We start from the raw sequence: 23,927 nt of genomic DNA, 5'->3' as shown, positions 1-23,927 counted from the left end.
CGGGCTATCCCACCAGGGACCGCGGCGACAGGCGGTGCGCAATCCTGGTCGCGAGGCCGACCTGCCGCCGCACCAGCGCGTCCACCCCGCCGAAGTGGCGCCAGGCGAGGTCGGCGTCGGCCTGGTCCACGGGCGCCGCCCCGAACGTCGCCAGGTTCGCCAGGTCGGCGAGCGTCGTGAGCGGCTCCCGCGCGGCGGCGCCCAGCGCGGACTCGGCCAAGGACGCCACCTCGCCGGCCGTCAGCGCGTCCGAGGGCACCGGGATCCCGGCCACGCGCAGCCTGGCCACGGTCTGCCGCCACGCCCCGACGACCCGGGCGGCGGGCGCGGCGGCCCGGCGGCGGCGCATCCGTCTCAGCGGCGGCACGACGAGCACCGCGAGGACGTACGCCAGGAGCGCGGCGGCGGCCACGGCCACCCAGAGGAGCGGGCCCGCGGAGCCGCCGGGGCGGGGCGCCGGGGTCGGGGTGGACCGGTTGGCGGCCGTAGGGGTCGGTTTGGGCTCGGAGGAGTCGCTGTTGATCGCCTGCTCGATCTCCCGCGCCTGCTTCGGCGCGCCCTCGGCCACGTCGCCGCCCCCTCCCGAGCGCGTACGCGAGGGCGTCGGGTAGAACGGCACCCACCCGATCCCCTCGAACTCGACCTCGGCCCAGGCCAGCACGTCCCCGCCGCGCACCTGCCGCACCCCGCCGGAGCCCGATCCCGGGCGGAAGCCCACGACGATCCGGCTCGGCAGCCCGATCGCGCGGGCCAGCAGCGCGAACGAGGCGGCGAACTGCTCCGTCGTCCCCCTGCGCGACTCCGTCAGGAAGAACTCGATGCTGCGGTAGCCGTGCCCGGGAGCCGAGTTGACGTCGTTCACCGCGTGCTTGCGCAGGTAGGCGGCCAGCCGGGCGGCCCGCTGCGTCGGGTTCTGCGCCCCGGCCGTGGCCCGGCGGGCGATGGCGAGGAGGCGGGCCCGCTGCGGCGGCGTACGGCCGTCCGGCCCGTCCGGCAGCCGCAGCGCGGCCGGGTCGGCGGCGGGGGCGGCCGCCCGCAGATCCTCCGCCGTGTAGTGGCGGATCCCCGAGGTCACCTCGTACGTCATGCCCTCGCGCGCCTGCGTGCTCGCCAGCATGCCGGTCGCGGGATCGACCACGATGCCCGCGCCCTTCGCCAGCGTCGGACGGTCGGCGGCGGGCAGCCACGGGCCCGGGAGCTTCTGCAGGGTGAACCGTTGCGTGACCGGGTCTCCGCCGCCCTCCTGCCCCGGCACCCGCCCGCCCGTGGGGACGAACCCCGCGCCCGACGTCCACGTGACCCCGTCGAAGGTGTCCAGGACCGCCAGGCGCAGGTTCGCCTCGGAGGGGGTGGCGACCGTGAACAGCTCGCGCTGCGGGTTCTGCAGCCAGGCCGACACCTGGTCGAGCGCGCTCACGCCGCTGATCGGCCGTGGCGGGGGCTGCTCGACGAGCCGGCGCACGTCGTACGGGTGGGAGGCCATGGGCAGGGCGGGCGCCGCGATGACGGCGGCCAGCACCAGGGCGGCCAGCAGCGGCACGCCCACCGCGGCCGTCCCCGCCGACCTGGCCGCCCTGACCAGGCCGAGCAGCAGGGTGAGCCCGGCGAACGCCGCCGCGTACGGCACCACGGACCCGCCCCCGGCGACCCCCAGCACGACCGCGACGGCGAGCACGGGGAGCGCGGCCAGGGCGGGCAGCATGACGGCCCTGGACCGCAGCGCGATCTCGGCCCCGGCCAGGGCGGCGGCCCAGACCAGGAAGCTGACCAGCACGATGGCCGTGCTGTCGGGCGCCGCGGGGAGAATCGTGGTCAGGAGCCGGCCGCCCGCGTCGCGCACGCCGAGCAGGGCCGCGCGCACGGCGGCCGGGCCGGGCAGGAACCCGAGCCAGGCCTCCGACCTGAAGAGGGTCGCCGACACCGCCACCAGCCAGCCCAGCACGCTGACCGGGACCGTTCCCCACAGCGGCAGCCGCCCGTGCAGCAGCAGCGACAGCACGCACGGCACCCCGGCGGCCACCCCGACCACGGGGAGCAGGGCGGCCGGCGCGAACACCCCGTCGAACGCGAGCCCGGCCGTCGCGGCCAGCAGCGCCACGACCCCCACGGACGCCAACCCGCGCACCGCCGACCCCGGCCCACGTGCCCCGGCCCCCGACGCCCCCGGCCCGGCGTCCGGCGACGTCGCGGTGCGCCCCTGTGGCACCGCGACGTCGCCGGGCGCCGGGCGGGCTATCGGGGCCATGCCGCCGCCAGCTCCGCCAGGTCGCTGACCTCGATGACCGTCACCCCGGCCGCCGCCGGCCGCCCGCCCTCCACCGGGTCGCCGACCCGCACGAACAGCACCTCGTCGAAGCGGCGCCGCACGGCGGCCGCGTCCGTGAGGCTCGCGAACGTGCCGCTGACCAGCACCAGCGCCCCGCCCGAGCCCGCCCGCCGCAGGGCGTGGAGCGGCGCGTCCGCCTGCTCGGAGCGCTCCACCACGGCGAGCCGGTCCAGGACCTCCTCGGCCTCGCCCGGCCCGCCCTTGGCGTGCAGCAGTTCCCCCTCCCCCGTGAGCAGCCGCACGGGGAACCGGTCGCGCGTCACGGCGCAGGCCACCGACGCCGCCACGTCCACGGCCAGCTCGAACTCGTCGTCCCCCTCGTACGAGGAGCGCCGGGTGTCCAGGACGGTGACGGTGCTCGGCAGGTTGACGTCGGTCAGCTCCTTGACCATGAGGACGCCGGTGCGGGCCGTGGAGCGCCAGTGGACGTGCCGCAGGTCGTCGCCGATCACGTAGTCGCGCAGCCCGTTGAAGCTGATCGCCCCGCTCGGCGCGGAGCGCGAGTCGAGCCCGTCGAGGTGCCGCCGGCGGCCGGCGTGCGGGGGCGCGAGCGGCACCGTACGCGGCCGGACCAGGAGCAGGTCGGTGCGCCCGTACGCGATCGAGCGCCGCGCCAGCCCGAACGGGTCGGTGCGGTCGAGCAGCAGCGGCCCGACGGGCGTCTCCCCGCGCCGCCGGGTGAGCAGCCGGTACGACACCGTCCGCGCGGTGTCGCGCGCCAGCACCGGCACCTCGACCGTGACGGACGTGCCCCGGCAGGTGTCGCGGGCCACCAGCCCGGCGTGGCGCCGGCGGCCGGTGTTGCGCACGTGCAGGAGGGCCACCGCGGGCTCGCCCCTGGCCACCTTCACCGGCGTCAGCTCCCGGCGCACGTCCAGCCCGGCGCCCCGGAGCGTCCACAGCGCGCTCGCGCCCACGGCGGCCAGCCCCGCCACGGCGAGGACCGCCGCCTGGGTGTACCCGAACGGCGCCCCCACGGCGTAGACCAGCACCGATGCTGCCGCCAGGCCCCATCCCGCCCTGGTGATCATTCGCACTCCCAGAGCGGGGCCGCGGGGAAGCCCCCCTTCGGGGTGGCCATCAGCACGTCGTTGAGCCAGCCGTTGCCCCGGCTGGACTCCACCTTGTTCCAGACGTCGCTGCTCAGGCCCGTGTCCGTGTCGGTGAAGGCGGCGCCCTTCTGCTGGCATAGCACGGTCATCGTGATGTACTCGCCCTTGGGGATGCGCCCCGCCTCGCCGCCGCCGCCGGGCCCGGGCCGGATCAGCGTGTCCCTGTCGTTGTTGTTGGCGTTGTTGAACTGCGCGGACGGCGGGCGCAGGTCGGCCGTGGCCTCCGCGCGGTCCTCGCTCTCGCCCGCCGCGTTCTTGGCCCGCAGCGTCCAGGTGTAGGACTGGCCGTTCTTGAGCCCGGTGACCTCGGCGCCGGTGCCGTCGGAGGTCGCCGGGTGGCTGCCGGGGCCGTCCAGGGTGTAGCTGACGCCGCCGTCCTTCGCGTTCTCCGGGGCCGACCAGGTCAGGTCGGCGCCGTGGTTCTTGGCCTTGGCGGTGAAGCCGGACGGCCGGCCCGGCGCGACGCACGGGCGCACGGGCACCGACGGCTGGGACTCCACCTCGCCGCCGGACCACACGGCGACCACGGTGAAGGTGTACTCCTGGTCGCACCTGCCGCCGTTCACCCGGAACTGGTACGGCCCGTCGGGCTGCACGCGGGACGGCGTGACGTCGGCGGCGCCCTTGAGCGTGTAGCCCTTGACCGTGCCCTGGCGGGAGGGCGTGAAGGTGACCTCCATCCAGCCGGGCCCGGACCTGGCCGTCACCGCTCCCGGCGGATCGGGGGTCTGGGTCGGCGTCGGAGTGGGCGTCGGGGTCGGGGTCGGGGTCGGGGTGGGGGTCGGGGTCTTCGTCACGGTCACGGTCGGCGCGGCCGTCTTGGTCTGCGTCGGCACGGACGTCGGCTTCCCGGTGGGCTGCCTGGTCGACCGGGTGGGCACCTGGGTCGGCTGCACCACCGTGGGCAGGTCGCTCGGGATCGGCAGCGGCGTCGGCGTGTCCTTCTGGCCGAGCGCCTCGTCGTACTTGCCGACCCGGTGCCCCCTGCCGTCCTGCTCGATGACCAGGGCGGTCTCGCTGAACTGGTCGTTCACCCAGAGCAGCCCGTCCTTGACGAACACCTCCAGCGGCCCCGCCTTGCCGGTGACGACCTTCTCGGGCTCGAACGCCTTGGCCACCGTGTCGTACACGATGAGCCGGCCCGTGCTCTCGTCGGCGATGTAGACGCGCCGCCCGAGCGCCTGCGGCGCCCCCAGCTTGCCGCCCTTCACCGAGACCGTGGTCAGCCCGCCGCCGGCGGTGTCGACCAGGACGAGCGCGCCCTTCTTGGGCTCCAGGATCGGCACGATCTGGCTCTCGGCCACCGCCGGGACCAGCAGACCCGCGCCGCCGGCGCCCGTCACCGTGCTGGGCAGGGCCACCTGGAGCCTGGTGCCCGCCGGGCCGATCAGCATGGCGGAGGCGGCGGTGGAGTTCGTGACCAGCGGGGCGCCGTTCGCGATCGTCAGGGTGAGCGGGTCGCCGGGCTCGCCGACCGTCACGGCCTTGACCTGCCGGCCGTCCATGACCTGGACCAGCGTGCCCTCCTCGGGCACCGGCACCCACAGCGTGCCGTCCTTGCCGATGCCGGCCTGGCCGAGCGGCGCCTTGAGCGTGAGCGGGGAGCCGATCGTGCTCACCGTCATCGGGTCGAGCTGCTGCACGGTGCCGGCCCGCGGGTCGACCCCGTACGCCTTCCCGCCGCCCATCACGATCTGCATGCCGCCCGCGCCGAGCGTGTTGGTCTGGGCGACCTCAAGCTGGGTGGGGTCGATGCGGCCGACCTTGCCCGTGGAGTCCATGACGAGCACGTTGTTGCCGTCCTGCACCACCTTGAGCGGCTCGCCCTCGGCGGAGGCCAGGTCCACGCGGCCGTCCAGCTGCCCGGACAGGCCGTTGGCGTGCACGACCTCGCCGTTGAGCGCGCTGCCGAGCCACGCCCCGACGTCGGAGAGCTTGGGGCGGGCGCTGGAGACGCCCTGGCCCAGGAACAGGCCGACGCCGACCAGCACGGCGACGAGGGCGCCCGCGACGATTCCCGCCGCCCGCCGTCCCGCCGCAATACGCCACCGAATGGCCACCGACTCACATCCCGTACGTGTACGTGCCCGCGGTCACCCTAGGGGGACGGCCGCGGATCGCGAGGTTCCTTCAAATAACCTGGAAGTGTCCGATCACCGGTGGTCACGGGTCCGGTCCTCGATGGCCCGCAACCGCTCGTCCATGGACGATTCGAACGACTCCAGCACGCTGCCGAACTCCTCGTCGATCAGCTCCTTGCCGGGCAGCGCGCCGCCGAGCGACTCGGCCATGACCGCGTCGACCTTGGCGGCGACGTCGTCCTGGGCCTGTTGCGCGGCCAGCAGCATGGCCTCGGCCAGCTTGTGGCTGTCCAGGCGCATGGCGCGCGGCGCGAGGACGACGTCCATGAGCCGGCCGGAGGAGCCGGCGGTCACGCGTACCAGCCCGTCCGCCGTCTCGCCGTGGCCGACGACCACGTCGATCTCGCTCCTGAGCTCCTCGACGCGGGCCAGCATGTCCTCCGCCCGCGCGGTGATCCGTTCCAGCTCTTCGGGGTCGAAGTCGTTCACCGTACCTCCCGGGTCTCTGCGACGGGAGAGTACGGGGGAGGCGCTCCATTTCGGAAAAAGTTGAAGCGTGGCGGTCAGGCCCGCCGGGCGGTCAGGGCGAACCGGCGGGCGGTCGCTTTCAGCGGCATGTCGCCGTGCAGCGCGCGCAGGCGGTCCTCGTACGCACGCGCGTCGAAGCCCGGCACCTGCCAGGAGACGACCCGCAGGAACAGCACGACCGCTCCGACGTCGTGGAACGCGACGGGGTAGGCGGCTTCCGCGCTCCAGGTGACCTCGAGTCCGGCGGCGTCGAGCGCGGCGGTCGCGGTGGCGAGGTCCCAGGTGTGGTCCTCGTGCGGCGGGCCGCCCAGCGCCGCGTTGAGCTCCTCCAGGTCGCGCCCGGCCACCTGCTGGGTGACGAACGTGCCGCCCTCGGCCAGGAGGCGGCGGATCTCGTGCGGGTCGAACGCCTCGTGCCGGTCGGCGATCAGCCCGAACGAGCCGTCGGGGAAGTGCCGGGCCGACTCGGCCACCTCGACGCCCAGCGGCTCCAGGCGGTCGCGGGCGATCGGCAGGTTCGGCGGGTGGCCCTCGGTGGCGGCGGTGCGCGGCGGGAGCGGCGTCAGGGACGACAGCAGCTCGCCCCCGCCGGTGCCGAGGTCGAGCAGGGACGGCGTGTGCGGCAGGCGCTCGCGCACCAGCCGCTCGTAGTCCCACGGCAGGTCGTCGTCCGCGGTCATCCGGCCGCGGAACACCGCCCAGTCCCACCCCTCGAACGGCGTGGCCAGCGCGTCGCGGATCAGCTCCTCGTAGTCCATGGCCGTGATCGTCCCCCGGGGAGCGGCCGTCCCGCACGTGCTTTTCGCCCGCCTACTTCCCCCTCGGGAGAGCGATGCCGGGGGTGCTGTCGCGCAGGACAACGCGGGCCGGGAGCCGCACGTCGGGCGCGCCCTCGTCCTCCGACAGCGCCAGCCGCATCGCGCTCAGGCCCGCCTCCCGCAGGGGCACGGCCACGGAGGTGAGGGCGGGCACGACGTCCAGCGCCGAGGCGATGTCGTCGAAGCCCGCCACCCCGAGGTCCCTGCCCGGCACCACCCCGGCGTCGCGGAAGGCCGTCATGGCGCCGATCGCCATCACGTCGTTGACCGCGAACACCGCCTCCACCTCCACCGGCCCCCGCTCCACCAGCCGGCGTGCCGCGTCGTAGCCGCCCGCGTGGGTGAAGGCCGTCTCAATCGCCAGCGGCTCGGCCGCGCCGGGGCCCAGCCCCGCGCGGAAGCCGTCGCGGCGGTCGCGGGACGTGTGCAGCTCGTCCGGGGCGTGGAAGACGGCGAAGCGCCGGTAGCCCGCCGCCAGCAGCGCCCGCGCGAGGTCGCGGGCGCCGCCGTGGTTGTCGATCGTGACGGTGCCGAACGGCAGGTCACGCTGGCTGATCATGACGACCCGCCCGCCCGCCGTCCGGTACTGCTCCAGCTCCTCGACGAGCGCGTCCCGGGTCCCGGAACCCGCGACCCGGCTGCCCGCGACGATGATGACGCGCGGCCGCTGGCCCCGGAGCGTCCTGACGATCTCCAGCTCGCGCTCGGGCGACCCGTCCGCCACCGCCATGGTGACGATGAGCTGCGCGGCCTCCGCCGCCTCGGTGACCCCGGCGGCGATGACCGAGAAGTAGGGGTCCGCCACGTCGCGCACCACCAGCGCGACGGTCCTGGTCGAACCCCTCGCGATGGCCTGCGCCGACAGGTGCGGCTCGTAGTTGAGCTTGGCCGCCGCCGCGCGCACCCTGGAGACGTTCTCGGACCTGACGTTGCGCGTGCTGCCGTTGAGCGCGCGAGACGCCGTCGCGATGGACACGCCCGCCTCGCGGGCCACGTCGTGCAGGGTCGGCGGGGCCGTGGACCCCTCCTCCATATCTGTCATTCTGTCACCAGAGTCAGCGGATCGCTCCTGGTCACACCTGCCGCGTTCGCCAGCTCCGCCACGTACGTGCGCGTCCCCGCCGGCCGTCCGGACAGGACGGTGGCGGCGCTCTGCGCGGCCGGGGTGGCGGCGTCGAGCTGCTGGGTGTCGACCAGCACGCCGTCCTCGTAGAGGCGGTAGGCGGTGGCGTTGGTGCCCCACCAGAGGTTCATGCGGATGGTGTAGTCGCCGTCGCCGTCCCAGTTGTCGGAGCTGAGCACGGGTTTGCCGGGGTTCGCGTCGGTCACGACGACCTTCGCGGACGTGGTGGCGGTCCGGCCGGCCTGGTTGAGCAGCTCGCCGGTGTAGACGTAGGTGCCGTTGCGGCGGCCGGTGACGGGGACGGTGGCCTTCTGGGCCGACGGCGTCTTCGGGGTGAGGTCGCGCCTGGCGATCTCCTTGCCGTTCTCGTACAGGACGAACACGCTGGCGTTGACGCCGTACCAGAGCTTCATGGTCACGTCGTAGGTGCCGTCGTGGAGGCCGTCCCGCCACCCGCTCGTGGTCGAGAGCGCCGCCCGCGCGGGCGGCGCGGTGGCGCCGTCCTGCGGCAGCTGGGGCTCGGGACGGGTGACCTTGATCCGGTACGTGGCGTCGGCCGTGCCGTCCTCGGCGACCACCCTGACCGCGACCTCGGTGTCGCCGACGGGGAGCTCGACGGGCGGGGAGGCGGCGCCGCTCGCGACCTCCCGGCCCTGGACCGTGATGACGGCCTTCGGGTTGAGCGCGGTCGGCGTGAACGCGACCCGGTCCCCGGGGACGGTCAGGGCGTATCCGAGGACGTCGGGGTCGAAGGCCGGCTCCAGCGTGCCCGCGTCCGGGACGAGGGCGGACAGGGTGGTGTCCTGGGCGAGCGGGCGACGCCTGATCTGGAGGGTGTGGGTGGCCTCGGTGCCGTCCTCGGCGGTGACCACGATGGGCACCTCGGCTCCCGTCGCGCCGAGCGTGACCTTCCGCGTCACCTGCGCGCCGTCGGCGCGCTCGCCGGAGATGCTCACCGACCTGGCGAACGGGCTGCGCGCCACGGCGGTCACCTCCACCTCGGCGACCCTGGCGGGCACGTCCAGCACGCCGCCGGCGGGCACGCCCTGGCTGGTGTCGACGCCGAGCAGGCCCGCGTCGTCGCGGGCGAGGCCGACGCCCTGGGCGACCCGGAGGTCGTCGAGGTGGATGCCGCCGTAGTTGCTGCTGTTGGCGTAGTAGTCGATCTGCGCCACGGTGTCCATCGCGGTCCTGAACGCGGCGCCCTCGATCGCCTTCCGGCCGTCGATGACCAGGTCGAAGCGCTGGTTGACGGTGTCGATCACGGCCTTGACGTGGTACCAGCGGCCCGGCTCGTACGCGCCCACCGTGCGCGTGGTCGTGCCCGCGTAGGCGACGATCGTGTTCTTGGTGAAGGCGAGGCTGACGGCGTTCTGGCCGCTCGCGTTCCTGACATAGGGGACGGACCACCAATGGTTGCCCGAGGTGTAGGGCTCCTCGCTCATGACGCGGGCCTCGACGGTCACGACGCCCTTCAGCGCGAACGCCTGGGAGACGCTGGTGCTGCCGGTGTTCGCGGTGCGGGTGAGCTTCAGGCTCTTGCCGCCCGGCGTCTCGACGACCTCGACGCTCCCGCCGGCGGCGCTCACGGTGAGGCCGTCACCGCCGGTCAGCGGCCCGGCCGGCAGGTCGTCGAAGTCGTGCACGGCCACGTAGTCCGGGATCGGGCGGACGAGGAGCAGCGCGCCCGCGTCGGTCGCCGTGGCGGCCGCCACGGATACCCCTGACCGGGTGGCCGTCACGTACCCGCCGGACGCGGCCTGGACCGCGTACCCCTCTCCCACCGGGACGTTCGCGACGGTGAAGGCTCCGTCGGCGCCGCTGGTCGCGGTGGCGAGGGCCTGGCCGCCGTCCTTGACGGTGACCGTGGCGCCGGCCAGCGGGCGGGCGGCCTGGTCGAGCACGCGCCCGGTGACCGAGCCGACCGTGCTGGCCGAGGCCATGCTCAGGCGGACGGTGACGGTGTTGCCGGGGCGCACGTCCACGGTCTCCGTGGCGCTCGCGTAGCCGTTCCTGGTGGCGGTCACCTCGACGCCGTCGGCGAAGGGGAGGTCCCTGATCGCGAACCGGCCGTCGGCCCCGGTGGTCGCGGTCTTTCCGGCCGCCGTCACGGTCGCCCCGGCGACGGGGGCGCCCGAGGGGGTGCGGGCGACGCCGATGACGGACTCGGTGGTGGCGTCCTGGGCGGTGGTGTACTCGAAGGCGCCGAGGTCCGCGCCGCCGTTGTAGAGCGGGGTCCCGGCGTAGTCGCGGCCGCCGTTCCCGGCGATCTCGGCGCCCGCGTCGATCGCGTACGAGCCGGAGGAGACGCGCAGGCCGTACGCGGTGTCGAGCCGGGGACCCGACTCCGGCGTGCCGTACGGGCCGGTCGGCGGCGCCTTCGCGAACAGCGGGTCCGACACCACGGCGTCCGCGTCGCCGGCCGGGACCGCGAGGCCGGCGCCGCCGTACAGGTTGTGGCTGTAGGCGATGGTCGGGCTGGTCGTCAGCGTCGCCGGGCGCGTGGAGTACAGGAGGTTGTTGGAGATGTCGTAGCGGGCCTCGATGTAGGAGCCGTACCCGTAGATGAGGTAGTCGCTCTTGTCGTTGTAGATCGTGTTGTTGTAGACCTTGGCGGTCGCGGCCCGGTCGGAGTGCAGGTAGATCTGGTAGCGGGTGTTGCTCGCGATCACGTTGTTCCTGACCACGGCGTCGCCGAACGCGAACTGGCACAGCAGCACGCCGTCGCCGTTGCCGTGCAGGTAGTTGTACTGCACGACCTGCCGGGTGGTGCCCTTGTCCGGGTCGATCCCGTTGGAGTCGGCGCCGCCGGCCTTCTGCTGCGTCTCGTACACCTCGTTGAACTGGAACGTCACGTCGTCGGCGTAGTACGACTCGATGCCCGAGGTGCCCGCCCGGTAGACGACGTTGTGCTCGACCAGCGCGCCCCGGACGTTCGTGAGGTACATGCCGTTGCAGCCGTAGGCCGTGCCGGCCTGGGTGACGTGGTTGTTCCTGATGACGATGTTCGTGTGCGGGGTGAACTTGGGGTCGTCCGCGTTCTGCCGCGTGCCCCAGCCGGTTGCCGTGGCGATCGTCTCGCCCGCGTCGTTCTTGCCGTCCCCGGTGTACTGCTTGACCACGATCCCGGCGAACGAGGTGTTGGCGACCGTGGAGTTCTGGATGACCACGTCGTTCAGCACGGTCGCCCTGTCCGGCGGCGCGTGGATGTCGGGCACCGTCGTGTCGAACACGATGCCGCCCGTCTTCTTCGAGCCGTCCCACCCGGTCTTGAAGCGCACGCCGGGCGCGTTGCCGTCGGTGCTGCCGCTGATCCAGTTGACCTGGCCGGTGACGTCGTGCACGTCCACGGCGTCGATGACGAAGCCGTCGAGGGTCTGGCTGTTGTCGCCGGAGACGTGGATGCCGCGCAGGTCGCGCAGGTTCTCGCCGGGGGTGCCCGTCGGCGGCACCTCGTTCGTGACCTCCAGGTTGCGGATGGTCCAGAACTCCTGGTTGAACAGCCGGACGGCGTCGCCGGCCTGGCCCGCGCCGTCGATGCGGGGCTTACCGCCTTCGCCGTACCGGTCGACGGTGATCGGCGCGCCGCTCTCGCCCGAGCCCTTGGGCCAGAGCTGGCCGGTCCACCGCTCGCCGGCGCGCAGGAGGATGCGGTCGCCCGGGCGGAACGTGGTGTCGTTCACCCTGCCCAGGCTCTTCCAGGGGTGGGCCTGGTCGAGGCCCGAGGCCGAGTCGTCGCCCGCCGTGGCGTCGACGTAGTACGTGGTGCCCGCCGTGGCCGTAGCCGTGGCCGGGGCCGTGGCGGGCTGGGCGAAGGTCAGGATCATGGCAGCAGCGGTCAGCAGTTGGGGGAACATCGCCGGGCTCCTGGGGGGTGATGCGGCGCGCCCCCTCGGGGGGCGCGCCGGTGGGCGATCAGCTCGGTTCTGGGGTGTGGACGATCGGGTGGGCCACGTCGTGCGCGCGCAGGTTGCCGCACATGCCCCACCGGTCGTGCGGCGGGCTCTCCATCAGGGCGGAGCGCCGCAGGTGCGCGCCGTCGCCCCGCTCCAGGGCGTCGAGGATCCCGGCGGTGCGGCGGGTCTCCTCGGCGACCGTGTCCTCCCAGATCGCGCGCCAGGCGGCCGCCTTGGGGCGGACGAGGGCGAGGGCCTGGTCGTAGAAGCGGTGCAGCGGGGCCAGGTCGCCGCCGGCTGCGGCGTCGGCCAGGCGCAGGAAACCCTCGACGGCCAGCTCGCGCCGGCGCCGTACGGCCTCCTCCTGCCCCTCGGCGGGCAGGGTGGCGGCCTGGCGGTAGCGGTCCGGGTCGGCCACGATCTCCGGGGGGAACGTCATGACCGCGTCCCCGGCCTCGGGCAGGCCCGCGTTCGACATCACGACCACCACCTCCAGGCCCCCGTGGTTGACCGCCCGGTGGATGGTGCCGGGCGTGAACCACACGGTCGTCCCGGCGCTCAGCGAGGTCTCGCGCAGCCCGTGCACGTCGAGCGTCTGCAGCGTGCCGTGCCCGCCGACGACCACGTACGCCTCCGTCGAGGCCGTGTGCAGGTGCGGCGTGCCGCCCTCCAGGCCGTCGGCGCACGGGCTGCCCGAGTAGACCGTCAGGCGGCTGACGGACGTGCCTCCGGGGAACGTCATGCCAGCGCCGCCCTCCCCTGCTTGGCCAGCAGCTCCGTCCCCTCCTCGCCCCGGTCGCCGTCGGCGATCACGACCGCGTACCGGAAGCGCAGCGACTGCCCGTCCGGCAGCTCGACCTCCTCGCTGAAGAACGGCGCCGGGCACAGGCAGGCGAAGTCCTCGCTGCGCGCGAACCACTGCGGCGGGTGCCGCGGGTTGTCGGCGGCGTCCACCATGACGACCGTCGAGTGGTCGCCGGTCTCGTCGTGCCGGCCGCGGAAGCCGAACCACTCGGCGCGCGTGCCGCGCAGCTCGTCCCCGCCCGCGCCGGCCGGCGACTGGATGACGCCGCCGGTGAACGACCTGGGCCCGCGCCAGAAGAGCCCGCCGTACCCGGCGTTCTCCCGGCCCTTCGTGGTCGGGGAGCCGAACGAGAGCGTGCCGCCCGACACGTTCGTCATCTCCGTGTCGAACACCAGCGCCCACGTGGCCTCGTCCACGACGTGCGCGGCCAGCGAGCGCCGCTCCTCGATGACCGGGTCGCCGGCCTGCGCGGTCCAGTCGAGCGTGTGCCCGAGCTCGACGCGCTCGCCGGTGGCCGCCAGAGTGGTCATCTCGCGGTGCGTGGCGCTGCCGTTGTTCTCCAGCTGCACGTAGAACCGGCCGTGCACGTACGTCGGCCCGCCCCAGAAGTTGTGCTCCCCCACGTGCGGCAGCGACCAGGCGATGCCCTTGTGCCAGACGTGGTCGTGCGGCCGGAACAGCGACACCGGCCGGCCGCCGAGGGTGCGGATCGGGTGCAGGTACGGCTTGGGCGACTCCAGCACCGGCGTGTCGGGGCTGTAGACGTACGTGAACAGCTCGACGTCACCGGCCGCGACGGTCACCGACCGGCCGAGCGCGTGGGTGGCCTGCAGGCTCACGGGTTCCTCACCTTCTCCCAAGGGGCGCCCGTGCCGTCCATGCGCAGGGCGAACGGGCTGTCGGCAGTGATCTGTCCGGCCTGTACGCGTTCGCCGGTGAAGGCGGAGGCGTACAGCGCGGAGATGAACTCCATCGTCCGGCGGGTGTCCTCGGCGGTGACCGGCGGCGCCTCGTCCCGGTCGAGCGCGTCGAAGACGGCGGCGAGCCAGCCGTCGTGGCCGCTGGACGTGGTGGTGCGGCCTTGCGCCCACAGGTCCAGGACGCCCTCCTGGCCCGGCGCCGGGGTCACGGTCCAGTCGTCGTCGGTGTAGCCGTACAGGTGCTCCACCTCGACGGTGGCGCGCTCGTAGTCGAACCGGAGCTGGGAGGTCTGCCTCGGGGAGACGACGGAGTTCACGATCGTGGCCACGGCGCCGCTCTCGAACGTCACCAGCGCCAGCGACACGTCCTCGGTGTCCACCGGGCGCGCCTGGCGGGCGGCCACGGCCGTGACCTCGCGCCACGGGCCGAGCACCGAGAACAGCAGGTCGAACTGGTGGATGCCGTGCCCCATCGTCGGGCCGCCGCCCTCCGACTCCCACGTGCCGCGCCACGGGACCGCGTAGTACGCCTCGTCGCGGTACCACTGGGTGTTGCAGGTGGCCAGCAGCGGGCGGCCCAGCTCGCCGGCCTCCTGCAGGCGGCGCAGCCGCAGCGCGCCCGCCCCGAAGCGGTGCTGCAGGACGGTCGCTACGTGCGCCGTCGAGCGCCGCTCCGCCTCGATCACCGCGTCGAACTCCGCGAGCGAGAGCGTCGGCGGCTTCTCCACCAGCGCCGTGACCCCGGCCTCCAGGCACGCGATGGCCAGCGGGGCGTGCAGCTGGGGCGGCGTGCACAGGTGGACGAGGTCCACCTGCTCCTCCCGCAGCAGGTCGTCCAGGCTCGCGTGGGTGCTCGGCCCGCCGTACTTCCCGGCGAACTCGCCCGCCCGCCCGGCGTCCACGTCCGCCACCGCCACGAGCTCCGCCCGCCCCGACCCGAGCAGCGCCTGCGCGTGCGCGTGGGCGATCGCGCCGGTCCCGACGATCGCGGCCCGGTAGTTCCGTTGACTCAAGATGATGCTCCTCTGTGGGGGTGCGTCAGGCGCCGTCGATCTCGGCCTGCAGCTCCGTGATGAACGACTTGGCCGCCTGCTCCGGGGTCTCCCGGTCGAACAGCACCTCTTCCGTGTGCCGCTTGATGATGGCCTCGAGATCGCTGGCGCCATTCGGGGTCACTCTAGGGGCTTGCCCGACTTTGGCGGTGTCCAGGTACTCCGCTGCAGCTTTGTCCGTTTCGGTGAGCTTCGGGGTGATGGCCGTGCGGATCTTCCTGTTCGCGGGGACGCCGCGGTCGGTCAGCAGGATGTCGGCCGCCTCCTGGCTGTTGGCCAGGAAGTCCACGAACAGCGCGGCCTCGGCCGGGTGCTTGCCGCGCGCCGAGATCGACCAGTACATCGAGGACTTGAAGTACGCGCCGGGCGACTTGGCCTGGGACTCGCCGGGGAGCCTGAGCAGCTTCAGCTTGGCGCCGCTCGCCGTGGTCAGCGAGCTGAGCTGGGTGTTCCACCAGGTGGCGAAGACCGACGCGTTCGTGGCCGTGCCCGACTGGTCGAGCGAGCCGCCGGCCCGCTCGATGGTGACCGACGGCGGCGGCGTGACGCCCTGCTTGGCCAGGTCGCGGAGGTAGGTCCAGTACGAGGTCAGCACCTCCGGCGGGACGGCGACCTTGCCGTTCGCGTCGAACAGGGCCGCGCCCGCCTGCCTGGCCCAGATGTTGAGCCCGCCCGCATCGAAGCCGAGCGACTGCACGCCGGTGACCTTGCCGCCGCCCGCTTTCGAGACCTCGTCGCCGACCTTCTTCAGGTCCTCCCACGACCAGGTGCCGTCGTCCGGGAGCTTGATCTTGAACTGGTCGAGGAGGTCGGTGTTGGCGACGATCGCGTACGTGGACAGGCCGACGGGCAGCGCGTACTGCTTGCCCTTGACGACGCCCGTGTCCAGGGCGGACTTGTCGAAGTCGGCGGTCTTCAGATACTTGCCCGCGGTGCCGAGGTCGAGCAGGGCGCCGCGCTCTGCGTACGAGGAGAGGTAGAGCTCGTCCATCTGGATGACGTCCGGCGCGTCGTTGGCCGCCACCGTGGTCGCGAGGCTCTCCCAGTAGCCGTTCCAGTCCTTGAACTCGCCCTTGACCGTGATGTTCGGGTACTTCTTCTGGAAGAGGTCGATGACCTGCTGGGTGCGCTTGTGCCGTTCGTCCGCGCCCCACCAGGTGAAGCGGAGGGTGACCGGGTCCTTCGACAACTCCTGACTGGCGCTGCCGCCGCTGCCGCACGCGCTGAGCATGAGGACCGACGCCATGACGAGGGCTGTTCGTCGCATGATGATTCCTCTTCGCGGGGGGTTACTTGCCGCCGGTCGTGGCGATGCCTCGGATGAGGTAACGCTGGCCGACGAGGAAGGCGATGAAGACCGGAGCCAGGGACACCACGCTCATGGCGAACATGGATCCCCACGAGGTCGAGACGGTGGCGTCCACGAACGAGCGCAGCGCCACCGGCACCGTGTACATCTCCGGGTCCGTCAGGTAGATGAGCTGGCTGAAGAAGTCGTTCCAGGTCCAGATGAACGTGAAGATCACCGTGGTGGCGAGGGCCGGGAGCATCAGCGGCAGGATGATCCGCAGGAAGATCCTCGGATGGCCGCAGCCGTCGATCCTGGCCGCCTCGTCCAGCTCGCGCGGCAGGCCGCGGATGAACTGCACCATGAGGAAGACGAAGAACGCGTCCGTGGCCAGGAACTTCGGCACCACCAGCGGCAGGAACGTGTTCACCCAGTCGAGCTGGGAGAACATGATGTACTGCGGCACGATGATCACGTGGATCGGCAGCATTATGGTGCCGAGCATGATCGCGAACCACAGGCGCTTGCCGCTGAACTCCAGCCGGGCGAACGCGTACGCGGCCATCGAGCAGGACACCAGGTTGCCGATGATGCAGGCCAGCACGAGGATCGCCGAGTTGGCCAGGTAGTGGCCGAACGGGGACGCGAGGGCGGCCCAGCCTTCGCCGTAGTTCTGGATCCGGAGCCCGTCGAGGATCAGGCCGGGGCGGCGGAAGATCTCGTTGTCGGGCCTCAGGGAGCTGACCACCATCCACAGCACCGGATAGAGCATGACCAGCGCGAGGAGGATGAGGGCGGCGTGCTTGATCGGCTTTCGGAGTTCAGTCATCGTAAACGACCCAGAATTTGGCGGCCCAGAAGTTGACGGCGGTGAAGCCGGCGATGATCACCAGGAGCAGCCAGGCGAGCGCCGAGGCGTATCCCATGTCGAAGTTGTTGAACCCGCGCTGGTACAGGTAGAGCGTGTAGAACAGGGTCGAGTCGGACGGCCCGCCGGTGCCGCCCGAGACCACGAACGCCTGCGTGAACGACTGGAACGCGTGGATTATCTGCAGGACCAGGTTGAAGAAGACGATCGGTGACAGGAGCGGGATCGTGATGTTCCTGAACTGCGTCCACTTCCCCGCCCCGTCCGTGGCCGCGGCCTCGTAGTACATCCGCGGGATCTGGCGCAGCCCGGCCAGGAAGATCACCATTGGGGCGCCGAACGTCCACACGTTGAGGATGATCAGCGTCGACAGCGCGGTGTCCGGGTCGGAGATCCAGCCCCGGCCCTCGATGCCGAACAGCTGGTTGACCAGGCCGTCCGCGCCGAAGATCTGCCGCCACAGCACCGCGACGGCCACGCTGGAGCCGAGCAGCGACGGCAGGTAGAACGCCGACCGGTAGAACGCCAGCCCGCGCAGGCCCTTGTCGAGCAGCAGCGCCAGCCCCAGGGCGGCGGCCAGCTGCAGCGGGACGGAGACGACGACGTAGATCAGCGTGACGCCGAGCGCCCGGTGGAGGCGGACGTCGGTGAGCATGCGGGCGAAGTTGTCCAGGCCGTTGAAGGTGGGCGGCTGGATGAGGTTGTAGTCGGTGAAGCCCAGCACGAAGGAGGCCACGATCGGGCCGGCCGTGATGAACAGCAGGCCGCCGAACCAGGGGGCGAGGAACGCGAAGGCGGCCCTGTTGTCCCGCTTGCCGCCGCCGAGGGGTCCGCGGCTGCCCTTGCGCATGCGCTGGAGCTCGCCGAGAGCACTCACACGTGACCTCCGTGGGTTGCTGGAAAACGTATTCCGTTGGAAAACGTATTCCGCAGTTTGCACGCGCGTTACCTGCGCGTCAAGGATGTTACCGAGCGACTACAGAGGCCGGGCACCCATGGTGAGGCGGCGCCACGGGCATCGAGCGGGGCGGGGTGACGGGGGCTACGACCGCATACGGGTGCTTTCGCGCACGATCAGCCGCCCTTCCAGCGTGAGCCGCCGCCCCACACCCGCATTTCCCAATGCGAAACGGATCGCCTCGGCCCCCGCCTGCGCCAGCGGAAGCGCGACAGTCGTCAATCGCGGCGTCACATCCCCGGCGAGCGGAATATCGTCGATGCCCGTCACGGAAACGTCCTCGGGAACGGCCAGCCCGGCGGCGCGAAATCCCGACATCGCGCCAATGGCGACGGTGTCGTTGACCGCGAGAACCGCGTCCGTGCCGGACATCCCCTCCCCGGCCAGCCGCCGCGCCGCGTCGAATCCACCCTGGCGGCTGACTTCACAATAAACGACCCGGATATCCCGCTCGTCAACCCCTCCGGCGCGAAGTCCCTCCACAAAACCGGCCGTCCGCGAGCCCATGTTGCGACGCTCGCGAGCGCCGCCGAATATCGCCACCCGCCGGTGCCCGGTTTCCGCGACGAATGCGCCGGCCGAACGCCCGGCCGCGAAATCGTCGAATCCGATCGCGTCGAAAGTCATGTCCGTCTCGCCGACGATCACCACCCGGCCGCCTTCGCGCTCGTACGAGACGAGCTCCTTGAGCAGCCGCCCGCCGAGCGCGTTCGCCATGAACCGGCTGGAGGTCAGCACCAGCGCGCGCGGCCGCAGCGATCGCAGCAGCCGGACCGTCTCGAACTGCCGCTCGACCGACGCCATGGTGGACGACACGGTGACGAACGCGCCGGCCGTGCGGGCCTCGCGTTCCATCGCGGCCACGACCATGGCGATGGACGGCGTCGTGAGGTCGTCGGCGACGAGCGCGATCGAGTCGCTCGCCCGGCGCATCGCCCTGGCCGAGGCGTCCACCGTGTAGCGCAGGGCCGCCGCCGCGGCCAGCACGCGGGCCTCGTTCTCGGGCGCCACCTTCCGTGTGCTGCCGCCCAGGACCCTGGACGCGGTGGCGATCGAGACTCCGGCCGCCGCGGCCACGTCGTGCAGCGTGACCGTGGGCCTCGCCGCATGGGGCATGCGCGGTGTCCTTTCCGATGGCGAACAGACCGGTTATGCAGAGTACCCGTACGGGGTCCGCGGGCCCGCCAGCCAGACAGGTCATCCGGAAGGCCGAGATTGTCATGGGACCGGGGTGACCCGTGTCATGGGGACCTGGTGACACCGCGGACTAACCCCGCGAGCCCGGCTCAATCATGCTGACGACCATGACATCCCTCCGATTCAGGACATTGATCTCGGCCGTGGGGCGCGCCAGACGACTGGCCCTCGCGACCGGGCTGGGGGTGCTGCTCGCCGCGGCGACCCTCACCGCGCCGGCCGCCGCCCAGACGGCGACCACCACCGCGACCGGCCAGGATGGCGGGCTGGACCGGCAGGCGCTCCGCAAGTCCCTGGACGCCGTCCACGAGGCGGGCATGTACGGCATCTACTCGCAGGTGCGCGATCAGGGGCAGGTCTGGCAGGGCGCGTCCGGCGTGGCCGACGTCGACACCGGCCGCCCCGTGCGGCCCGACATGGTGCACCGGGTGGGCAGCATCACCAAGACGTTCACCTCGGTGGCCATCCTCCAGCAGGTGGAACGCGGCGCCATCGCCCTGGACGCCCCGATCGGCCGCTATCTCCCCGACCTCGTCCCCGGCGAGCGCGGCCGGCGGATCACCGTGCGGATGCTGCTCAACCACACCAGCCACATCGGCGACTACGTGGCCTCGGCGTTCCCGTCGCTGCTGGAGCCGTCGGGCAAGAGCCTGGACGACAACCGCTTCCGCACGTTCACCCCGAAGGAGCTGGTCGGGCTGGGCCTGGCCGCCGCCCCGACCGGCGAGCCCGGGGCGACGCCCGGCTCGTACTCGAACACCAACTACATCCTGGCCGGCCTGCTCCTGGAGAAGGTGACGGACACCGACGCCCAGCAGTACATCACCCGCAACGTCATCCGCAAGGCGGGCCTTCGGCACACGTCCTTCCCGCGCACCCCGTCCATCCCGGGGCCGCACTCCAAGGCGTACGAATCGCTGTTCGGCCTGATCGACCCGCCGCGCGACTACAGCGTCTACAACATGTCGTGGGCCGGCACGGCAGGCGCGATCGTGTCCACGATGGACGACCTCAACCGCTTCTACCGCGCGCTGCTGCGCGGCGAGCTGGTCGGCGCCGCGCAGGTCGCCGAGATGCAGAAGACGGTGACGGTGCTGGCCGGCGGGGCCCCCATCAACTACGGCCTCGGCCTCTACTCCCTCGACCTGCCGTGCGGCCGCTTCTGGGGACACGACGGGGGCGTGTTCGGGATGATCACGCAGTCGCTGTCCAGCCCGGACGGCAGCCGCCAGCTGTCCTTCGGGATCAACCGTGCGAAGTACCAGCAGATCGACGAGAACGGCCAGCTCGTGCCGAGCCCGATCGACTTCGCCCTGGTCGACCACCTGTTCCTGTCCCTGTGCGGCACCACCGCGCCCGAGGCCAAGTCCTCCCGGCTCCCGCTCACCCCGTTCCCCGCGGACAGGCTGGCGGTCTCGGTCCGTTGATGTGTGCTGCCCGTCACTCCCGGAGTGCGGATTTGTCCACAGTTGATCGCACGGAATCTCCGTAATGTCCCTGCTGCCGGGTCAACCGGCGCACGACAAACGGGGAGGAACCCAATGCGTAAGACCCTCGCGATCGCGGCTCTGGCCGGTTCGATGGCCGTCACCGGCCTCGCCCTGAGCCCGGCCGCCGCCCAGGCCGCCACCACCACGACCGCCGCCACCACGACCTGGACGGGGACGAGCTGGGGGAAGTTCTTCTCCAGTGACCGCAAGGCCTACACGTTCGGCAAGACGTGGAAGAGCGGCGGTGTGGTCCACACGAAGTGGTACGGCGTGGACAAGGTCGGCGGGAAGAAGGGCTGGGTGTGGTTCGAGTTCTACCAGAACGGCCGCTGGCACAAGTTCAACCGCTCGTTCGACGGCAAGGTGGTCGGGAGCTGGAGCGGCAAGGGGATCAAGAAGGTCTACACCTTCACCTGCTGGGCCGGCAAGTCCGACAACTGCGGCCGTAAGTACCGCATCTACTAATCCGCCTCCGAACGGTCCGGCGCTTCGCGCCGGACCGTTTTTCTTCACGGCCGGCTTCGGGCGGGTCCCTTCGCGCACGGGCCCGTCACGGCTTACATGGTCAGCCCAGGTCGAGGCGGGCGAGCTCGGTGCGGGTGCTGACGCCGAGCTTGGGGAAGGCCCGGTACAGGTGGTGGCTGACGGTCTTGGGGCTGATGAACAGCTGCGCGGCGATCTCGCGGTTGGTGACCCCCGTGGCGGCGAGGCGTGCCACCTGCAGCTCCTGGGGTGAGAGCAGGGCGGCCGGCTCGGGGGCGCCCTGGGCCACGGTCTCGCCGGCCGCGCGCAGCTCGGCGCGGGCCCGCTCGGCCCACGGCAGGGCCCCGGCGCGTTCGAAGGTCTCCAGCGCGGCGCGCAGGCGGGTCCGGGATTCGGTCTTGCGGCGGGCGCGGCGCAGCCACTCGCCATAGAGCAGGTCGGTGCGGGCCCGTTCGTACGGCCGGTTCGCGTCGGCGTGCGACCGGGCGGCCCTCTCCCAATGCCGTTCCGCCTCGTCGTCGTCATGGGCGAGCAGGGCCCGGCAACGGTGCAGTACGGCGTCCGCCCACGGGTGGCGGGCGGCCGTGGCCCAGGACTCGAAGCGGGCGAGCGGCCGCGCGGCGCGGTCGGGCAGGCCCAGCCGTACGGCGGCCTCGATCTGGTCGGGAGCGAAGTAGATGGGCATGACCTGGTGCCGGAGCGGCCCGCGGGCGGCGGTCTCGAAGCGTTCCAGCGCGGCCTCGAAGCGGCCTTGGCCGAGATCCAGCAGGCCGAGCGCCCACTCGGCCCAGCCGACGATCGTCGCCACCGGATGGGTGGTGCCGTGCGCGATCGTCCGCTCGGCGAGCTCGCGGCAGTCCTGTTCGCGGCCCTGGACGGCGCTCACCATGGCCATGACGCTCTCGAAGTGGGCGATGCGGTGCGTCTGGCCGATGTCGGTGGCGAGCCGGCGTCCCTCGGTCGCGGTCGTGACGGCGTCTCGGAAGTGCCCGAGGTACATCTGGTGGATCGCGAGCACCGCCTGGGCGAGCGGCAGCAGCCCGATCATGCCGTCGGACCGGCATTCCTCGATCGCCGCGCGGGCGATGGCGAGCCCGTTGTCGAAGTCGCCCGAGATCCCGGCCAGCGAGCAGATGCTGATCCTCAGGGGCGTCAGGCCGGAGGGAATCGCCGCGGCCATGGCGATGAGCTCGCGGAACGGCGGGAGCGCCCGGTCCAGGTCGCCGGCCAGGAAGTCGGCCATCGCGCGCGCCGCCCGGACGAACCCGTCGAACCCGTCCTCCGGCGTCAGCGGCAGGCCGCCGAGCAGCGCCGCGGACTCGCCGACGGCCGTCGGATCGCTGAGGTACCACGCGTTGCGCACCGCGTCGAGCAGGAGGAGGGCCGCGCCCTTGCGGTCCAGATCGGCGATGGAGGCGGCGCCGTCGAGGAGGATCCGGTGGGCGTCGTGCACGGCGCCCCGGTCGAACGCGATCCGGCCGCGCAGCCCCGCCAGCCGGGCGAGGGTCAGCGGGTCGTCGCCCAGCCGCCGTGCCTGGTCGGCCAGGATCTGCGCGTGCTCCAGGGCGCCGGCGTCCGCGGCGGCCTCGGCCGCCAGGGCCAGCCGCCGGGCACGTTCGGCCAGGCCGGGGGTGAGCCGGGCCGACCGTTCCAGGGCCGCGGCGGCCGCGGCGTGGCCGGCGCGCTCGCGGGCGCGGCCCGCCGCCTGTTCGAGCGCGGCGGCGATCGGTTCGTCGCGGCCGGTCGCGGCGGCGGCCAGGTGCCAGGCGCGGCGGTCGGCGTCCTGCTCGTCGTCGAGCACGTCGGCCAGGGCGCGGTTCGCGGCCAGGCGCTCGTCGTAGGCCGCCCGCCGGGCCGCCGCCGTACGCATCAGCGGGTGGCCGAAGGCGAGCCGCCCGCCGGCGGTGGACAGGAAACCGGCGCGTTCGGCCGGACCCAGGGCGGCGGCGTCGATCCCCAGCGTCCCGGCCGCGCGCACGACGACGTCGAGATCCCCGGCGTCGTCGAGTGCCGCGATCAGCAACATCGTCTGGGTGCCCGGGGGCAGGACGGCGATCCGCGCCTCGTACGCCTCCTGGATCCGGCGCGGCAGCGGCAGCCCGTCCTGCGCGTTCTTGAACGAGTCGGACATCCGGGGCAGCTCGATCAGGGCGAGGGGGTTTCCGCCGCTCGTGGCGAGGATCCTCTCCCGTACGGCCGGACCTAGGCCGGGCGTGTGCTCGCGCAGCAGGTCGTCGGCGGCCTGCCGGTGGAGTCCTTCGAGCCGCAGCTCGGGCACCCCGGGCGCGTGGAACCCGTCCCTGGCCGCGAACAGCAGGGCGATCCCCTCCGAGTGCAGCCGCCGGGCCGCGAACAGCAGGGCCTCGGCCGACGACCGGTCCATCCACTGGGCGTCGTCGACCAGGCAGAGCAGCGGGCCGTCCTCGGCCAGTTCGGTGAGCAGCGACAGGGCGGCCAGGCCGATGAGCAACCGGTCCTCGGGGGCGGCGGCCAGGCCGAACGCGCCCTCCAGCGCCCTGGCCTGCGGCGCCGGAAGCCTGCCGATCCGGTCGAGGGCCGAGTGGAGCAGCAGGTGGAGCGCCGCGAACGGCAGCTCGGCCTCGGTCTCGATGCCGGTGCCGCGCAGCGGACGCATCCCGTCGGACAACCGGGCGGCGTGGTCGAGGAGCGCGGACTTGCCGATCCCGGGCTCGCCCCGCAGGATCAGGCTCCCGCTCCGGCCGTCCCTGGCCTGCGCGACCAGCGCCTCGATCGCCGCCTGCTCCGTCTCACGCCCCCGCAGCACCATCAGAATGTACCGTCCCCCGCCGGACCGGTTAACCAGACAATCGTCCGATACCGGGCAGACGCTCCCCGTCCCTAACGTCGTACCGCGAGACACGGAGACGTAAGGAGAGCCGTGGACTTCCTGATCTTTTTACTGCTGTTCGTCGCGGTGTGCGGCGGGCTGGACCACTGGGCCGCTCAGGCCGCCAAGAGGGG

General features: G+C 72.7%; 17 protein-coding genes. 2 read left to right on the top strand and 15 right to left on the bottom strand.

Annotated features, from left to right (window positions below; all coding sequences use genetic code 11):
- Positions 1 to 4 precede the first annotated feature (4 nt).
- The 14 genes from ABZS69_RS55120 to ABZS69_RS55055 all read right to left on the bottom strand — a co-directional run bounded on the left by ABZS69_RS55120 (position 5) and on the right by ABZS69_RS55055 (position 18,891).
- Entirely contained in the window at positions 5 to 2,245 is a 2,241-nt protein-coding gene (locus ABZS69_RS55120) for a transglutaminaseTgpA domain-containing protein (protein WP_355389331.1), read from the bottom strand.
- Positions 2,233 to 3,357, bottom strand: coding sequence for a DUF58 domain-containing protein (locus ABZS69_RS55115; RefSeq protein ID WP_355389329.1), 1,125 nt, complete (start codon positions 3,355 to 3,357; stop codon positions 2,233 to 2,235). Before ABZS69_RS55115 ends, ABZS69_RS55120 begins: the two co-directional genes overlap by 13 nt.
- On the bottom strand, positions 3,354 to 5,498 hold the full coding sequence (locus tag ABZS69_RS55110; RefSeq protein ID WP_355389327.1) for a hypothetical protein: 2,145 nt from the start codon (positions 5,496 to 5,498) through the stop codon (positions 3,354 to 3,356). The genes ABZS69_RS55115 and ABZS69_RS55110 overlap by 4 nt, the downstream gene beginning before the upstream one ends.
- 93 nt (positions 5,499 to 5,591) lie before the next feature.
- A complete protein-coding gene (locus ABZS69_RS55105) occupies positions 5,592 to 6,008 on the bottom strand; it encodes a YbaB/EbfC family nucleoid-associated protein (RefSeq protein WP_355389325.1) in 417 nt (138 codons plus the stop codon).
- A 74-nt stretch (positions 6,009 to 6,082) separates the two neighbouring features.
- Positions 6,083 to 6,805, bottom strand: a complete 723-nt coding sequence (locus ABZS69_RS55100) for a class I SAM-dependent methyltransferase (protein WP_355389323.1) — start codon at positions 6,803 to 6,805, stop codon at positions 6,083 to 6,085.
- A gap of 52 nt (positions 6,806 to 6,857) precedes the next feature.
- A complete protein-coding gene (locus ABZS69_RS55095) occupies positions 6,858 to 7,898 on the bottom strand; it encodes a LacI family DNA-binding transcriptional regulator (protein ID WP_355389321.1) in 1,041 nt (346 codons plus the stop codon).
- Between the two features lie 5 nt (positions 7,899 to 7,903).
- Positions 7,904 to 11,845 carry a carboxypeptidase regulatory-like domain-containing protein gene (locus ABZS69_RS55090; RefSeq protein ID WP_355389319.1) on the bottom strand — a complete coding sequence of 1,314 codons (3,942 nt, stop codon included), beginning with the start codon at positions 11,843 to 11,845 and terminating at the stop codon, positions 7,904 to 7,906.
- A 58-nt stretch (positions 11,846 to 11,903) separates the two neighbouring features.
- Entirely contained in the window at positions 11,904 to 12,626 is a 723-nt protein-coding gene (locus ABZS69_RS55085) for a cupin domain-containing protein (protein ID WP_355389317.1), read from the bottom strand.
- Entirely contained in the window at positions 12,623 to 13,528 is a 906-nt protein-coding gene (locus tag ABZS69_RS55080) for a PmoA family protein (RefSeq protein ID WP_355389315.1), read from the bottom strand. The genes ABZS69_RS55085 and ABZS69_RS55080 overlap by 4 nt, the downstream gene beginning before the upstream one ends.
- The gene (locus ABZS69_RS55075; protein WP_355389313.1) at positions 13,525 to 14,622 is read right to left on the bottom strand and encodes a Gfo/Idh/MocA family oxidoreductase; all 1,098 of its coding nucleotides are present in this window, start codon (positions 14,620 to 14,622) and stop codon (positions 13,525 to 13,527) included. Before ABZS69_RS55075 ends, ABZS69_RS55080 begins: the two co-directional genes overlap by 4 nt.
- Before the next feature lie 25 nt (positions 14,623 to 14,647).
- Entirely contained in the window at positions 14,648 to 15,928 is a 1,281-nt protein-coding gene (locus tag ABZS69_RS55070; protein WP_355389311.1) for an ABC transporter substrate-binding protein, read from the bottom strand.
- A gap of 22 nt (positions 15,929 to 15,950) precedes the next feature.
- On the bottom strand, positions 15,951 to 16,778 hold the full coding sequence (locus ABZS69_RS55065; RefSeq protein ID WP_355389309.1) for a carbohydrate ABC transporter permease: 828 nt from the start codon (positions 16,776 to 16,778) through the stop codon (positions 15,951 to 15,953).
- Positions 16,771 to 17,667 (bottom strand): sugar ABC transporter permease, encoded by an 897-nt coding sequence (locus tag ABZS69_RS55060; protein WP_355389433.1) that lies wholly within the window; start codon positions 17,665 to 17,667, stop codon positions 16,771 to 16,773. Before ABZS69_RS55060 ends, ABZS69_RS55065 begins: the two co-directional genes overlap by 8 nt.
- Before the next feature lie 192 nt (positions 17,668 to 17,859).
- Positions 17,860 to 18,891: a LacI family DNA-binding transcriptional regulator gene (locus ABZS69_RS55055; protein ID WP_355389307.1), complete on the bottom strand. Its 1,032-nt coding sequence runs from the start codon at positions 18,889 to 18,891 to the stop codon at positions 17,860 to 17,862.
- A gap of 188 nt (positions 18,892 to 19,079) precedes the next feature.
- Here ABZS69_RS55055 and ABZS69_RS55050 point away from each other — a divergent pair, with 188 nt between their 5' ends.
- Both ABZS69_RS55050 and ABZS69_RS55045 read left to right on the top strand, forming a co-directional pair.
- Complete coding sequence (locus ABZS69_RS55050) at positions 19,080 to 20,399, top strand: serine hydrolase domain-containing protein (RefSeq protein WP_355389305.1); 1,320 nt, start codon at positions 19,080 to 19,082, stop codon at positions 20,397 to 20,399.
- A gap of 114 nt (positions 20,400 to 20,513) precedes the next feature.
- On the top strand, positions 20,514 to 20,927 hold the full coding sequence (locus tag ABZS69_RS55045; protein WP_355389303.1) for a hypothetical protein: 414 nt from the start codon (positions 20,514 to 20,516) through the stop codon (positions 20,925 to 20,927).
- Positions 20,928 to 21,027: 100 nt separating this feature from the next.
- Here the strand turns inward: ABZS69_RS55045 and ABZS69_RS55040 are convergent, their stop codons facing one another.
- Positions 21,028 to 23,733 (bottom strand): AAA family ATPase, encoded by a 2,706-nt coding sequence (locus ABZS69_RS55040; protein ID WP_355389301.1) that lies wholly within the window; start codon positions 23,731 to 23,733, stop codon positions 21,028 to 21,030.
- Between the last annotated feature and the right edge of the window lie 194 nt (positions 23,734 to 23,927).

Source organism: Nonomuraea sp. NPDC005650 (assembly GCF_040605375.1).
GTDB lineage: Bacteria > Actinomycetota > Actinomycetes > Streptosporangiales > Streptosporangiaceae > Nonomuraea.
The sequence above is the reverse complement of the archived record's forward strand: the minus strand, read 5'-3'. Positions and strand labels throughout refer to the sequence as shown.